Raw genomic sequence first — 13,815 nt, forward strand, 5'->3', positions numbered from 1 at the left:
ACCGCGTCAAGGCCCGCTCCCGCGAGCGGAGCGAGCAAATCAGACACTGACTTGAGGGGGGTCTGTGCGACGAGTTTGGCCATTTGCCCTGGCAGCGGCGGTGTTCGCGGCGGCGGCCGCGCTGGTGGCGTTGCATGTTCACGTTCCGCAATGGGTTCGACCGGCCGTGCCGGACAGCGCGGAGGTCCGGCTGCACGGCGCATTGCTGGCGGTGCTGCTGGCCGTGCTGGCCCGCGGGCTGGCCGGGCGGCGCAAGACCGCCTACTGGGCCGGGATGGTCGCGGCGGTCTGCGGCGCGCTCACCTTCGGCCCGGGAGTGCCGGCCGTGCTGCTGCTGATCATCGGGGTGCTGCTGGCGTTGCGCCCGGCCGACTTCCCGGCGGTGCCGGCGCTGTCCCGGGTGCGCACCGCGGTCGCCGGCGGGCTGATCGTGCTGGCCGGGGGCGGGCTCTACGACGCCGCCCTGCACTGGGACGCCCACCTGCGCGTGGATCTGCTGTCGCTGCTGCTGATCGCCGCCGTGGTGGTGCTGGTCGTGCTGGTCGCGCCCGGTCCCGCGCCGGCCCCGGCCGACGAGCTGACCCGCAGCGTCGTGCGCGGGCTGGCCGCACACCCTGCCTCGGGCACGCTGGCGCCGTTCGCGTTGCGGCACGACAAGGCCTACGTGTTCAGCCCGGACGGCCGGGCCGCGCTGGGCTACAAGGTGGCGTTCGGCGTGGCCGTGGCCGGCGGGGACCCGGTCGGGCACCCGGACTCCTACGCCGCCGCGGTCGAGGCGTTCACCGCCCGCTGCGCCCGGGACGGGTGGCGGCCCGCGGTGCTCGGCGTGCGTGCCGAGCTGGCTGAACTCTGGCATGCGCACGGGCTGCGCTCGGTCGGCATCGGCGACGAGGTGCTGCTGGACCTCGACTCGTTCAGCCTGGACACCCGGGCCATGCGCAACGTCCGGCAGGCCGTGGCGCGCACGCACAACGCCGGGGTGCGCACGGTGATCGTGCGAGAGGGCGACCTGGCGCCGGCGCTGCGGGCCGAGCTCGCCGAGGTGTCCGCCCGCTGGCTGCGCGGCTCCCGCGAGCGCGGCTTCTCCATGATCCTGGACGGGTTGCTGACCGGCGCGCACCCGGACTGCGTGCTGGTGATCGCGCTGGACCGGGCCGGGCGGGTGGTCGGTTTCCAGCGCTACGCCCTGTGCGCCGGCGGCGAGGCGCTCTCGCTGGACACCATGCGGCGGGACCGCGGCGGCCCCAACGGGCTCAACGAACGGATGATCGTCGACCTGGTCGACCGGGCGCGGCAGTGGAGCGTCCCGGTGCTCTCGCTCAACTTCGCCGCGTTCCGCACCCTCCTGGACGCCGGCTCCGGCCGCCGCGGCCTGGAGCGGCTCGGCTACCGCGCCCTCCACCTGCTCGACCCGTGGATCCAGCTCGAGTCGCTCTACCTCTTCAACGCCAAGTTCCGCCCCAACTACCGCCCACGCAGCGTCGCCTTCCCCTCGTGGTGGTCGATTCCGACGGTCGCGGCGGTCATGCTCGGCCTCGAGTTCACCGGCAGCGGCACTCGCCGGGCCCCCGAGACCGAGCCCACCCTGGCCGCCGGGCCGACCATGGTCACTGGAGATGCGGAGTAGGTAATGCCCTGAAGGCGGCCTTCGGGACGTTCAACGCCCTGAAGGCGGCCTTCAGGGCATCCATGCCTACCAACCCGCGCCAGGAAACTCAGAAGGTCCGGGACCGTGTCGGGGCGACGTGGTCCCGGACCCTCTGGTTTGTCGGGCGACGCGGGGGAGATCCGGGGGAGACTGGTCGCCCGACACGGGGCCGCGCGCTGGGGGGAGGACGCGCGACCCCGTCGTTCAGCGGAGGTGGTGGTGCAGGCCGGCGCCGATGTCGAGGATGTCGGGCGGGTGCGGGTCGTCCTCGGTCAGGAGCAGGCCGAGGTGGGCGGTGAGGTAGGCGCGGCAGGGCGCGGAGGAGCGGCCGAAGCGGCGGGTGCGGCAGGTGGGGCAGCGGCCGTGGTGGTCGGGCTCGTGCTCCTCGAGGACCTGCTGGAGCGCGGCGGCGATGCGGGGCAGCTCCAGCCTTGCGAGGGTGGCGGCGGTCGTGTCATCGGAGGTCTGGGCTCGCTCGATGACCCCGGCCAGGTACTCGTGTAAGGAGGTCTGGAGATGGCTGAAGATTGAGCTGCTAGTCACCGTCGTCCCTCGGCGAACTGGCTGCGGATCCCACCCGGATGTGGGAGCGCGGAACAGGCCGTGACGGCATAGAGTGCCTTTGCGACACACCCACCGACCCGCACCTCGCTTTGCAGTCCTAAATTTGACGTTGAATACCCAAGGAGCTTGCTCCTTGCAAGGCTCAATGTGCAAGTTGCAACACCCGAACGGATGATACCCGACTGCGGAGGGCGGCACGACACCCACACCGGGTAGACACGGAGCCCTCCTCAATACGAACATCCGTCAACGACGTCGAGCATTGAGGTGATTGGTCATGGCGAGAGGTAACAGCCCGACGGTGCGACGCCGGCGGCTCGCCAGCGAGCTCCGCCGGCTGCGTGAGGCCGCCGGGCTGACCATCGACGAGGTCGGTGACAAGCTCGAGTGCTCGGCGTCGAAGATCAGTCGCATCGAGACCGGCCACGTGGGAGTGACCCCGCGGGACGTGCGCGACATGCTCGAGCTGTACCCGATCGACGCCGACCAGCGCGAGGCCCTGGTCCAGCTCGCCCGGGAGGCGCGCAAGAAAGGCTGGTGGCACGCCTACAACGAGGTGTTCACCGGCTCGTTCGTCGGCCTGGAGTCGGATGCCTCCTCGCTGCACGCACACCAGGCGCTGCTGGTGCCCGGTCTACTCCAGACCGAGGACTACACCCGCGCGGTGCACAAGGCGATCCGTCCCGACCAGCCGGACGAGGAGATCGAGCGCCGGGTCCTGGCCCGGCTGGCCCGGCAGAACCTGCTCGCCGACCCGCAGCCGCCCGAGTACTGGGCGATCATCGACGAGGCCGTGCTGCACCGGGTCGTCGGCGGCCCGGAGATCATGCGGGCCCAGCTGAACCGGCTGATCGAGGCCGCCGAGCTGCCCCACGTCACGTTGCAGGTGGTTCCGTTCGGCGCCGGGGCACACGCCGGCATGGAGGGGCCGTTCCTCATTCTCGGCTTCCCCGAGCAGGCCGATCCGGACGTGGTGTACGTCGAGAACACGACAACCGGGTCCTATTTGGAGGACCCATCCGACGTGTACCGGTATACGTTGATGTTTGACCATTTGCGAGCGTCCGCCTTGAACACGAGCGAAACGCTGCGGATGGTCAGGGAAGCGGCCGATCGGCTGGGCTAGCGAACGAAGGGAGTTCGGCGTGACCGTTTCTGACCTGAAAGGCGCGCAGTGGCGCAAGAGCAGCCGCAGTGGCGCGGGCAACGACTGTGTTGAGCTGGTCGTAGGCGGAAGCGGCGCAGCGGTGCGGGATTCGAAGAGCCCCGGGACCGGCCACCTGATCTTCACGGAGACCGGGTGGCAGGGGTTCCTCGGGTTCGTCAAGGAGGAGCCCCACGGCAGCTGCTGAGGGGCGCATCTCGTTGCGCCCGCAACCACGTTGACGCAAGGCGCGGTTTGCGGAGCCGCGGTGCCGGACTCGCGGGCACCGCGGCTCTTCCGTGTCCGCCTTACCCGCACCCGGCGGCCCGGGTAAGGGGTAAGGGGCCGGCCGGTGCGCCAGCACTGCGCAACCTTCGGATGTCCGCACCCCTCCCTCAGCACCAACCTTCACGGTGAACCGATGGGAGAGGTGATCAAGATGGAGTGGACGCCGGAGGCCGTCCAGGCCGAGGTCGAGCGCCGGCACGAGGTGGCGCGGCACAGCGCGCTGGTGCGGCAGCTGCGGGACTCCCGCGGGCCGCGCCCGTCCTGGTGGCGGCGGCTTCGAACGCACGACGGGCCGCATGAAGATCATGATGAGGACGGCGACGCGGCCGACGCGGCCTGAGGTGTGCCAGCATGATGGATATGCCGCGCCTCGGGTCGGGGGTTCCCCTGGTGGCGCGCGGCCGGGAGCTGGACCGGCTGCGTGTCGCGTTCGAACAGGCCGCGAGTGGGTCGGCGGTCGCGATGCTGATCGCCGGTGACGCCGGGGTGGGCAAGACCCGGCTCACCGAGGAGCTCGCCACCCTTGCCCGGGACAAGGACGCGCTGGTGCTGACCGGGCGCTGCCTGGACGCGACCGAGACCGGCCTGGCCTACCTGCCGTTCGCCGAGGCCCTGGCCCAGATCCCGGACCGGGACGCCGCCGTGCGGGCCCACCCGGGCCTGGCCACGCTGTTTCCGGACAGCGCCCTGCCGGCCTCGCCCGCGCCCGGCTCGCTGGTCACCGGCCTGCCGCTGCCGGTCGGTGCCGGCGCCGGGACGCGGTCCGAGCAGGACGTCGGCCAGCTGCAGATCTTCGACGCGGTGCACGGCCTGCTGGGCGATCTCGCCGGGCGCGGACCGGTGGTGCTGATCCTGGAGGACCTGCACTGGGCGGACGGGTCGACCCGCCGCCTGCTCTCGTTCCTCTGCTCGCGGCTGCGTGCGCAGCGGCTGCTGGTCATCGGCACCTACCGCGGCGACGACCTGCACCGCCGGCACCCGCTGCGGCCGCTGCTGGCCGAGCTGGTCCGGCTGCCCGCGGTGGAGCGGCTGGAGCTGGCCCCGCTGGGCACCGCCGACGCCCGGCGGTTCGTGGCGGCGCTGGCCGAGGACCGGGTGCCGGACGAGGCGCTGCGCGAGCTCGCCACCCGCTCCGAGGGCAACGCGTTCTTCGCCGAGGAGCTGCTGGCCACCTACGTCGAGTGCGGTGGCGGCATGCCCGCGACCCTGGTGGACGTGCTGCTGGCGCGGGTCGAGCGGCTCAGCCCGGCCGGCCAGAAGCTGGTCAGGGTCGCGTCGGTGTCCGGGCGCCGGGTGGCGCACAGCCGGCTGCGCGCCGTGGCCGGGCTCGGAGAGCTGGAACTCGAGGAGGCGCTGCGGGAAGCGGTGCAGCACTACATCCTGCTGGCCGGCGACGGGGAGGTCTATACCTTCCGGCACGCCCTGCTCCGCGAGGCGGTCTACGGCGACCTGCTGCCCGGCGAGCGGGTCCGGCTGCACGCCGCGTACGCCCGGGAGCTGGCGGCCGAGCAGGGCGCCCGGGGCGCGGCGGCGGCCCTGGCGCACCACAGCAGGGAGAGCCACGCGCTGCCGGTGGCGCTGGCCGCGTCGGTGCGTGCGGCCGAGGAGGCCGGCCGGCTGGGCGCGCCTGCGGAGGCGCTGGAGCACCTGGAGCGGGCGCTGGACCTGTGGCACGTGGTGCCTGAGATGGATCGTCCGGCCGATGTGGACGAACCGGCGCTGCTGCGCCGGGCGTCCTGGTTTGCCGGCACCTCAGGGGATCCGGAGCGGTCGGTGGCATTCGCCCGGTCCGCGGTCAAGCATGACGAGGGCGTCGACCCGGAGGCGGGAGCGGAGGTGCGGCGCCGGCTGGCCAAGGCGCTGTCCGTGATGGACGGTCGCGAGGCGGAGGCGAGTGAGGTCATCCGGGCGGCCTGGGCGCTGGTCGCGGACCGCCCGTCCAGCTACACCAAGGCCTGGGTGCTGGCGGTGTCCGCGGTGATCGAGCGCAACGCCGACCGGGTGGACGCCGCGCGGGAGCGGGCGGAGCTGGCGGTCCGGGTCGCGCGCGAGGCGGACGCGCCGGGGCCGGAGGCGGACGCGCTGACGACGCTGGCCGCGCTGGACGAGCTGGCCGGGCGGGTCGAACAGAGCCGGGACCGGCTGGTCGAGGCGATGCGGCGGGCGGCCGAGGTCAACGCGCTGACCACGGAGCTGCGCGCCCGGTTCAACCTGGCGATCAACCGCTACGAGCAGGGCCATCTCGCCGAGGCGGTGCGGGTGCTGGACGAGGGGGTCGAGCGGGCCCGGAGCACCGGGTTGAGCTGGAGCGCCTACGGCCTCGAGCTGCGGGTCCTGCAGGCGATCGCCAAGTACGTGACCGGCGACTGGGACGGGGCGCAGGCCGCCACCGAGCCGCCCGGGCACCGGGTGTCCGGCACGGTCTCGGCCCGGCTGGCCGCGGCCGGCGCGTACCTCATGGTCGGCCGCGGGCAGCTCACCGAGGCCGCCCGGGTGGTCACGGAGCTGCGCCCGGAGTGGCACCGCGACCTGCTGATCGCGCTGACCATGGGCGGGGTCGCGGCCGAGCTGGCCTGCTGGCAGGGCCGGCCGGAGCAGGGCGTCGCCGCGATCCGGGACACGCTGGACCACGTGCGGCAGGTGACCGACGACCGGCTGACCGCCGGGATCCGGCTGGGCGCGCTGGGGGTGGCCGCGGCGGCCGACCTGGTAGCCCGGGCGACGGCGCGCCGGGACGGGTCCGCGGCCGGCGACGCCCGGCGGGACGGGACGGAGCTCGCCGAGCTCGCGCGGGAGACCGCGGAGATGGGCACGCCGCGGACCGGAGAGTTGGGTCCGGAGGGGCGGGCCTGGCTGGCCCGGGCGGAGGCCGAGGCGAGCCGGCTGGCCGGGGCCGGGGACGTGGCGTTGTGGCGGACCGCGGTGGACGCGTTCAGTTACGGCGCGGTGTACGAGCAGGCGGTCTGCCGGTGGCGGCTGGCCGCGGCGCTGCTCGGCGCGGACCACCGGGAGGACGCCGCGGCCGAGCTGAAGGCGGCGCACGAGGTGGCCGACCGGCTGGGCGCGCGGCCACTGCGGGACGCGGTGCGGCGGCTGGCCCGGCGCGGGCGCATCCCGCTCGGCGAGGGGGAGGTGCCGCGGGACGAGATCGACCCGTTCACCCCGCGGGAACGGGCGGTACTCGGGCTGGTCGCACTGGGCCGGACGAACCGGGCGGTCGGCGCGGAGCTGTTCATCAGCGAGAAGACGGTGAGCGTGCACCTGTCGCGGATCATGGCGAAGCTCGGCGCGAGCAACCGGGCCGAGGCGGTGGCGATCGCCCACGAACGGGGCCTGCTCGAGCAGCCGGGCAAGCTTTCCTGAGGGATTGGCGCGGGTGGGTGGGTTGCTTTGCCGGCCCTGGCACAAACTCCGTGAACCCGCCGCCCGAGACCCGGGCGGAGAGTGGCCCGCGGCGTGCGGCAGCGCTTCCCACCTGCGACGTTGCGCACCCGAAAGGCACGGCTGTTTCAAGATCACCTGAGTGCGACGAAGGACGCTTTCCTCACGCTGGGCGTGAGAAAGGACGCCTTCCTCGCATCCACTCCACAATGGACCCTGAGGTGCCGCACGGCTCAGCACCACCGGCACGCCACCGGCCTCGGGTAGCACCGCCTGAGGCGCTACCCAAACGATCTTGAAACGGCCCTGACCCGACACGTCAATCGCTCAAGCGATCGAAGAGCTCTTCACGGAAAGTGGCCAGAGTCAGAACTCACCCTTCAAACCACCCGTCAGCTCCACGTCTTCAGCAGAGGTGCGCCCGTGGAAGCGCGGACCGGGTCGTCCGTCGTGTTCTCTGGGGGCAACCCCCAGGGCCCTTCCGACGGGCTCCCCGGACGCTGGCCGTGGTCACCATTCCGGAATGGACATTTCATCCAGTTGAGTGCGGGACGTGCTGGTGCGGTCATGGGGCGCAGGGGTTGAAGCGGGGTGGTTCGGGTGGGAGGCGTTCGCCGCGGGGGGTGGTGGGGATGGTGGCGGAGAGTCTGATGCGGGTGAGGGTGGAGGCGTGGGTGGCGGGGAAGGCGCCGAAGGTGTCGAGGATGGCGCCGGTGGAGGTGTTGAGTTCGAGGATGGCGCGGAAGGCGTCGACGACGACGTAGAGGCGGGTGGCGTCGGGGCTGAGTGCGGCGCTGCTCGGCCAGCGGCCGGCGATCAGGGTTCGGAGGGTTTGGCCGGTGGTGACGCTGATCTGGCGGAGGGCTCCGCGGGAGCGGTCGGCGCAGAGGTCGGCGAGGTAGATGCTGGCGCTGTCGGGGGAGAACAGGAAATCGGTGGGGAGCACGCCCATGGGGATGGTGCGGACCACGGTGTCGGCGGTGGTGTCGACGAGGGCGCCGGTGCGGATGAGGACGAAGCGGCCGTTGGGGGAGACCGCCAGGTTGTTGAGCAGGCTGTTGCCGACGGTGAGGGGGATGGTCCCCTGGACCGTGTTGGTGGCGGTGCTGATGATGGTGAGCTTGCGTGAGGCGAGGGTTCCGGTGTCCGTGGCGACGTAGATCCGGGTGCCGTCGGGGGATGCCGCCGGTAGGCCTGGCTGGTCGGTGGGGATGACCCGGATGATCTGGCGGGTCGTGGTGTCGATCGCGGTCACCGAACCGGAGCCGTCGTTGCTGACGTAGGCCCGGCGGCTGTCCGGGGTGAACGCCACGCCGGCCGGGTCCGGCCGGACCGGAATGCTGGCCACGATGGACATCGTGGCGGTGGAGACCACCACGACGCGGTCGTGCACGTCGTCGGTGGCGTAGATCTCCTGGCCGTCGGGCCGCACCGCGTATTCCAGGAAGAAGTCGGAGGGGATCCGGTTGGTGATCGTGTTGGTCGCCGGATCGAACGCCACCAGCGTGCGATCCTTGGTGTCGACCAGCAAACCGCGCGTCGCCCCGCCGGCGGCCGTTGCCGGAGAAGCCGTGAAGGCGAGGGTTGCCAGCACGGCGCCCAGCGTCGCCACGGCGCGCTTCCACCCATTGCTGCCCATAAAGGAACCCCCTGAAGTCGTGGCGTGGCGGTGACTTTAGGGCCGCCGCCGGCATCGCCGAAACGGGCGAACTCACCTAGGGCGGCGGGTTTCCCTTATGGATCACTGTGGACCCCGCCCGGTGGTCTTTGCCGGCACAGGTGTGCCCAAAGAATGACAGGAGTCGTGATGCCGAGATTTGTCCTGACCGGCGCCCCCGGGGCCGGGAAGACGGCCGTTCTCCGCCTTTTGGAGGTCAACGGGTATGTCGTCGTCGAGGAGGCCGCGACCGACACCATCGCCCTCGATCAGGCCCTCGGCCGCGCGGAACCGTGGCACGATCACGACTTCATCGACAAGATCGTCACCTTGCAGCGGCAACGGCAGGGTTCTGTTCGGGCGGCCGCGGGTGCCGGGGTCTTCTTCGACCGCTCGCCGGTGTGCACGCTGGCGTTGAGCCGGTTCCTCGGCCTGACGGCGTCGTCCCTGCTCGCCCGCGAGGTCGATCGGGTCGTGGCGGAGGGCGTGTACGAGCCGACGGTCTTCTTCGTCCGCAATCTGGGATTCGTGGCGGCCACCGCGGCCAGGCGGATCAGCTTCGAGGACTCGCTGGTCTTCGAGCGACTGCACGAGGATACCTACCGTGAACTCGGGTTCGAGCTCGTCGAGGTGCCCGCGGGTCCGCTGGGCGACCGCGCCGCTCTGGTCCGGCAGACGGTTGAACGGCTGCGCGGGCGATCTCCCCGCCATCGTTCAGGGGTTGTCTCCGGGTGGCGGTCGGGGTGTTTCCGGATGTTCCGCTTACCCGGTCCCGGGCACAGTTGACGCGTGCGAAAACCATTGGTCGTGACAGCCGCCGTCGTGGCGGCGCTGAGCGTCTTACCGCTGTCCACCGCCGCGGCCACCGTTGGCCTGTCCCTTCCCGCGCCCACGGGGCCGGCCGCCGTCGGGCGCACCACCCTGGCCCTCACCGATCGCGACCGCGCCGATCCCTGGGTGCCCGAGGCGGGGCCGCGTCAGCTCATGGTCTCCCTGTACTACCCGGCCGTGCGCGGCACCGGCGACCCGGCCCCGTACATGGACATCGCCGAGGCCGCCGCGCTCGTGGACTTCGCCCAGCTCGGTCCGGAGTTCACCGCGGAACGGCTGGCCGGCACCCGTACCTGGTCACGCACCCACGCCCGACCACTCCCCTGCCGGCACCCGCTCGTCCTGTTGTCGCCCGGGTTCACCGTTCCCCGCCACACGCTGACCGCCCTCGCCGAGGACCTCGCCTCCCACGGCTACGTCACCGCCGCCGTCGACCACGCCTTCGAGTCGGTCGCCACGAAGTTCCCCGGCGGCGTGCTCCCGTGCGCGGCCTGCGACCTGCCCGGCCAGATCGGCAACGCCCCCATCGCCGTCAACCGCGCCGCCGACCTGTCCTTCGTGCTCGACCAGCTACGCCACCACCCCCTCGTCGATGAGCACCGCGTCGCCGTCGTCGGGCACTCCATGGGTGGGGACGCGGCGGCCACCATGATGCGCGCCGACTCCCGCGTCGACGCCGGCGTCAACCTCGACGGCCCGATGGTGCCCACCGACCCGCTCACCCGCCCGTTCCTCCTGCTCGGCACCCTCGACGACCATTCCCCAGGCGGCACGTTCGATCCGTCCTGGGACGCCGTGTGGCCGCACCTGTCGGGCTGGAAACGCTGGCTCACCGTCACCGGCGCCGACCACTACTCGTTCACCGACCTCGACCTCCTCGTCCACCAGTCCGGCGTCGACCTGCCCATGCCCCTGGACCCCGTCCGCGGCATCCAGCTGACCCGCACCTACGTCACCGCGTTCCTCGACCAGCACCTGCGCGGCATCCCCCGACGCCTGCTCACCGGGCCGGCGGCCGACTTCCCGGAGATCACCTTCCAGCAAGGGCCGGCTTGATCGTGTCGTGCCGGGCGCGCAACGCCTTCCGGTCCACCTTGCCGATGCCCACGAACGGCAGGCCGTCGACGACGTCGACCGACCGCGGCGCGCAGAACGGCGGCAGTTCCTCGGTCACCCGGTCGCGCAGCTCCTCGACGCTCGGCGCGAGATCGCCGTCCGGCACCACGAAGGCGTGCCCGGCCTCGCCGAGCTCGGGATCCGGGACGCCGATCACCGCGGCCGCCAGGACCCTTCGGGTGGGCGGTGAGCGCGTCCTCGATCGGCCGGGGGAACATCTTCCGCGCGCCGTGCCTGGTGATGATCATGTCCTGACTCCGGCCGACGAGGTACAGGTAGCCGTCCGCGTAGAGATATCCGAGGTCCTGGGTGCGCACCCAACCGTCCACAATGGTCCGTGGTCCGGGCCGATGCCGCCCGGGCCGAGGCAGAGCACGGGTGCCGGCGCCAGCTCACGCGCCAGGTCCCGGCTCAGCTCGGCCCGCGCCGCGGGTCGTACAGGAACACATCCGGCCCCGTCTGCTCGAGGTAGGCCAGCATCTCCCGGCGCGCGCTACCCGGCTTCAGCCATACCGTCCGGCAGCCCAGCAGGTGCAACGCGAACTGCACGGCCGGCCCCTCGACCGGAAGCATGATCAGCACCGCGACCGACATCCCCGGACACACCCCGTGCTCGCGCAGCGCGACCGCGAGATCGAGGACCTGATCCCGTAAGTCCATATAGGACAGACGGTGGACGTTGTCCCTGATCGCTTCGCGGCGACCATGCTGGCCAAACTCGAAAGCGCCTAGTACTACAGGGCTAGATCATTAGGGTCTGGAGTCGGAGGCGGCGTCGGATGTGGGCTCGGCGGGCTTGGGTTTGGTGCCAGCGGCGCCAGACTGACCAGTGCAGGCCGTGGTTGATGGCGGGTTCGTCGCGGTGAATGAGGTTGAGGAGTCGGCGGATTTCGGCGAGTGTGAGCGCTATGAGACGTCGGTAGATGGGGGCCGCGGTTTCTGGTTCGCCGGGTGGATGTTGCCGCCGATGTGGCTGTTCGGTTCGGCGGGATCCCCTTTTTTCGTTTTGTGTGCGGTGACGGCGAGGAAGGTGTGGGCGAGCATGGCGAGGGTGATATGTCGGTGCCAGGCGTCCCAGGTGCGGACTTGGTAGTTGTCGAGTCCGACTTCATTTTTGCCGGAGCCGAAACATTCCTCGATGGGCCAGCGCGCTCCGGCCACGTTCACGAGTTCTCCGAATCCTGCGTGGTTCGGGTTGTGGCAGTGGTAGAACGCGAGTTCACCATCGTCGATAGATCGGCGGATCAGGTATTGGTGGTCGGGTTCAGCAGAGTCGGTGAGAGCCCAGTCGTAGACGCGGAAGCCTTTCGAACCGATCCCGCACGCGCGGCGTTGCCACACATTTCGGCGCAACCGTCCGGCGAGTTCGTCGCACTGGACCGTGTCGCCTTCCGGGTCGATGAATCGGGTGGTCTTCGGCACGGCCATCACAGGGTCTTCGAAGTTAACCGGGTCTTCGAAGTTAACCGGGCTTTGCTTGGTGTCGGGCGGCGCGGGTGGTTGCGCAGCGTGATCGTAGGCGCTGGTTGGTGGCGTTGCGGAAGCCGAAGGCGTTGCGGGCTTCGAGTTTGATCAGCCGGTTGATGCCTTCGCTGGCGGCGTTGGTGATGCCGGTGTGGATGAAGGCTTCGATCTGGGGCCACCAGTCCTGGATGGTCGTGGCGAGGCGGTGTAGTTCGGTGATGTCGGTGTCGGCGCACCAGCGGTAGAAAGTCCATAGCTGGTGGGAGATCCGGTGCCGGTCGGTGCCCTTTCGGGCCAGGGCCAGCAGGGTGCGGAGTTCTTCTTTTGCGATCCAGGCGGTCAGGACCTCGGTCCCGGCTGGCCCGAGGTCGGCCAGGCGGTTCCACATGTCGATGAACTTCTCGGGGGTCAGGTCTTCACGGTTGCGCAGCAGGCGCCGGCGCAGCCCGTATTCGGGGTCTTCTTTGCGGACCCGACGCCCGCGCAGCTTTGTGGTTGCCTTGCGGCGCACCGAACTGACCACCTGGTTGGCCAGTTGTACGACGTGGAAATGGTCGACCACCAGCGTCGCGTGGGGTAGATGCTCGCGCACCGCCGCCCGGAAGGCCGAACACATGTCGATCGCGACAGCCTGGACACCATCGCGCCACGCCTGTGTTCTGGCAGCCAGCCAGGACCCGGCATCACCGCTGGAGCGACCCTCGACCTGGCCCAGCAATCCCTGTTTCCCAGTCAGGTCAACAAATCCGGTGTGCCAACGGTCGGTGACCTGCTCCAGCGCCCCGGTCTCGGGATCGACGGCGAACCGCGGCTTGCCCCGGCGGGTTTCGTCGATTCCCAGCGCGGCCACCGGTTGCGGCTCCTCGGGCAACACCGCCGCGGCATGGTCGAGGAACGCCGCATGGACCACCGGCCAGGACAGGCCAAAATCCCGCGCCGCCTGCGCCACCGTGCGAGCCCCGTCGGCCACCGCGCCTCCCGCTGCGGCGCGAAGCCGGCCGGTCACCCGCTTCCGGGACGGGATCTGGGGCACCGACTCGGTGAACGAGGACCGCACACACGCCGATTCCCGGCACCGCCACCGCCGTTTCCGCCACACCAACCGCGCCCCGACAGGAAACGGCACATCACGCGGCCCGGTCGTGACCCACCCCTTCACCGAGACAGAAGGCACACCACACGACGGACAAACCCGCGGCGCGTCCATCGTGGCCACATGCACCACCCGGGTCCCATCCGAATCAACCTCGACCCGATCGACCACCACACCGGGCAACCCCAGCAACAACGTCGTATCGTTCACTCGCGTCCGTAGTTCTTCATGATCGACTGCCTAGACAACAGTCATGATCACGAAGGACTACGGACGCCCGTCACCCGGGGGCCACAACACCCCACAACAACTACCGCAAGTAACCAACCCGCCAGGCCGGAACCACCCTTGCCCGGTCAACTTCGAAGACCCCTTTTTGGAGGCATGGTCATACTGCTCCTTTCGTTGATTGTCGTGATCAAAACAGCCGGTCTTGTGGGTGGGGGACGTTGATACGCAGGCCTTTTTTGCGGCCGGTGCGGGTGAGGACGGCTTGGAGCTCTCCGCGCTTGACACGCTGCAATATGGTTTGGCGGGAGACTCCGAGTTTGCGGGTGGCGTATTGGACGGCGAGCCAGCCTTTGGGTGCGTCGTCGACGAGCATGCCGCGTAGTTCGTCGGTGAGCCGG

The 13,815-nt window shown here is 70.7% G+C and carries 13 protein-coding genes and 1 pseudogene; 7 read left to right on the top strand and 7 right to left on the bottom strand.

The features are described 5' to 3' along the window. Positions 1–64 precede the first annotated feature (64 nt). Positions 65–1,627: a bifunctional lysylphosphatidylglycerol flippase/synthetase MprF gene (locus tag VGR06_RS17650; RefSeq protein ID WP_327560174.1), complete on the top strand. Its 1,563-nt coding sequence runs from the start codon at positions 65–67 to the stop codon at positions 1,625–1,627. A gap of 225 nt (positions 1,628–1,852) precedes the next feature. Here the strand turns inward: VGR06_RS17650 and VGR06_RS17655 are convergent, their stop codons facing one another. After that, on the bottom strand, positions 1,853–2,191 hold the full coding sequence (locus VGR06_RS17655; RefSeq protein WP_327560175.1) for a hypothetical protein: 339 nt from the start codon (positions 2,189–2,191) through the stop codon (positions 1,853–1,855). 298 nt (positions 2,192–2,489) lie between these two features. Here VGR06_RS17655 and VGR06_RS17660 point away from each other — a divergent pair, with 298 nt between their 5' ends. The 4 genes from VGR06_RS17660 (at position 2,490) to VGR06_RS17675 (ending at position 7,007) form a co-directional block, all read left to right on the top strand. Then, entirely contained in the window at positions 2,490–3,338 is an 849-nt protein-coding gene (locus tag VGR06_RS17660; RefSeq protein WP_327560176.1) for a helix-turn-helix transcriptional regulator, read from the top strand. Positions 3,339–3,357: 19 nt separating this feature from the next. Further along, positions 3,358–3,564, top strand: a complete 207-nt coding sequence (locus VGR06_RS17665) for a DUF397 domain-containing protein (RefSeq protein ID WP_327560177.1) — start codon at positions 3,358–3,360, stop codon at positions 3,562–3,564. Between the two features lie 213 nt (positions 3,565–3,777). Continuing rightward, complete coding sequence (locus tag VGR06_RS17670) at positions 3,778–3,984, top strand: hypothetical protein (protein ID WP_327560178.1); 207 nt, start codon at positions 3,778–3,780, stop codon at positions 3,982–3,984. An 11-nt stretch (positions 3,985–3,995) separates the two neighbouring features. Continuing rightward, positions 3,996–7,007: a helix-turn-helix transcriptional regulator gene (locus tag VGR06_RS17675; RefSeq protein WP_327560179.1), complete on the top strand. Its 3,012-nt coding sequence runs from the start codon at positions 3,996–3,998 to the stop codon at positions 7,005–7,007. 583 nt (positions 7,008–7,590) lie between these two features. Here the strand turns inward: VGR06_RS17675 and VGR06_RS17680 are convergent. Beyond that, entirely contained in the window at positions 7,591–8,664 is a 1,074-nt protein-coding gene (locus VGR06_RS17680; RefSeq protein WP_327560180.1) for a YncE family protein, read from the bottom strand. A gap of 168 nt (positions 8,665–8,832) precedes the next feature. Between VGR06_RS17680 and VGR06_RS17685 the strand changes: the two genes are divergently transcribed. Then, positions 8,833–9,468 (top strand): AAA family ATPase, encoded by a 636-nt coding sequence (locus VGR06_RS17685; RefSeq protein WP_327560181.1) that lies wholly within the window; start codon positions 8,833–8,835, stop codon positions 9,466–9,468. A gap of 3 nt (positions 9,469–9,471) precedes the next feature. Then, a complete protein-coding gene (locus tag VGR06_RS17690) occupies positions 9,472–10,569 on the top strand; it encodes an alpha/beta hydrolase (RefSeq protein ID WP_327560182.1) in 1,098 nt (365 codons plus the stop codon). Here VGR06_RS17690 and VGR06_RS17695 read toward each other — a convergent pair. From VGR06_RS17695 to VGR06_RS17715, 5 genes and pseudogenes are all read right to left on the bottom strand, one after another. Further along, on the bottom strand, positions 10,544–10,798 hold the full coding sequence (locus tag VGR06_RS17695) for an AMP-binding enzyme (RefSeq protein WP_327560190.1): 255 nt from the start codon (positions 10,796–10,798) through the stop codon (positions 10,544–10,546). The genes VGR06_RS17690 and VGR06_RS17695 overlap by 26 nt on opposite strands. A 242-nt stretch (positions 10,799–11,040) precedes the next feature. Beyond that, positions 11,041–11,328, bottom strand: a pseudogene (locus VGR06_RS17700) (AMP-binding protein); the annotation flags it as partial. 207 nt (positions 11,329–11,535) lie between these two features. Next, positions 11,536–12,057, bottom strand: a complete 522-nt coding sequence (locus VGR06_RS17705) for a hypothetical protein (protein WP_327560183.1) — start codon at positions 12,055–12,057, stop codon at positions 11,536–11,538. A gap of 34 nt (positions 12,058–12,091) precedes the next feature. Next, on the bottom strand, positions 12,092–13,396 hold the full coding sequence (locus VGR06_RS17710) for an ISL3 family transposase (RefSeq protein WP_327560184.1): 1,305 nt from the start codon (positions 13,394–13,396) through the stop codon (positions 12,092–12,094). A 208-nt stretch (positions 13,397–13,604) separates the two neighbouring features. Then, the coding region (locus tag VGR06_RS17715) for a hypothetical protein (RefSeq protein WP_327560185.1) at positions 13,605–13,815 on the bottom strand (211 nt) is incomplete at its 5' end.

It is taken from the genome of Actinophytocola sp., assembly GCF_036002505.1.
In the GTDB taxonomy this organism is placed as follows: domain Bacteria; phylum Actinomycetota; class Actinomycetes; order Mycobacteriales; family Pseudonocardiaceae; genus DASYTH01.

Excerpts from the sequence above, each read along its gene's own strand:
- VGR06_RS17660 (WP_327560176.1), top strand. The coding sequence starts at position 2,490 with ATGGCGAGAGGTAACAGCCCGACGGTGCGACGCCGGCGGCTCGCCAGC.
- VGR06_RS17670 (WP_327560178.1), top strand. The coding sequence starts at position 3,778 with ATGGGAGAGGTGATCAAGATGGAGTGGACGCCGGAGGCCGTCCAGGCC.
- VGR06_RS17675 (WP_327560179.1), top strand. The coding sequence starts at position 3,996 with ATGATGGATATGCCGCGCCTCGGGTCGGGGGTTCCCCTGGTGGCGCGC.
- VGR06_RS17680 (WP_327560180.1), bottom strand. The coding sequence starts at position 8,664 with ATGGGCAGCAATGGGTGGAAGCGCGCCGTGGCGACGCTGGGCGCCGTG.
- VGR06_RS17685 (WP_327560181.1), top strand. The coding sequence starts at position 8,833 with ATGCCGAGATTTGTCCTGACCGGCGCCCCCGGGGCCGGGAAGACGGCC.
- VGR06_RS17705 (WP_327560183.1), bottom strand. The coding sequence starts at position 12,057 with ATGGCCGTGCCGAAGACCACCCGATTCATCGACCCGGAAGGCGACACG.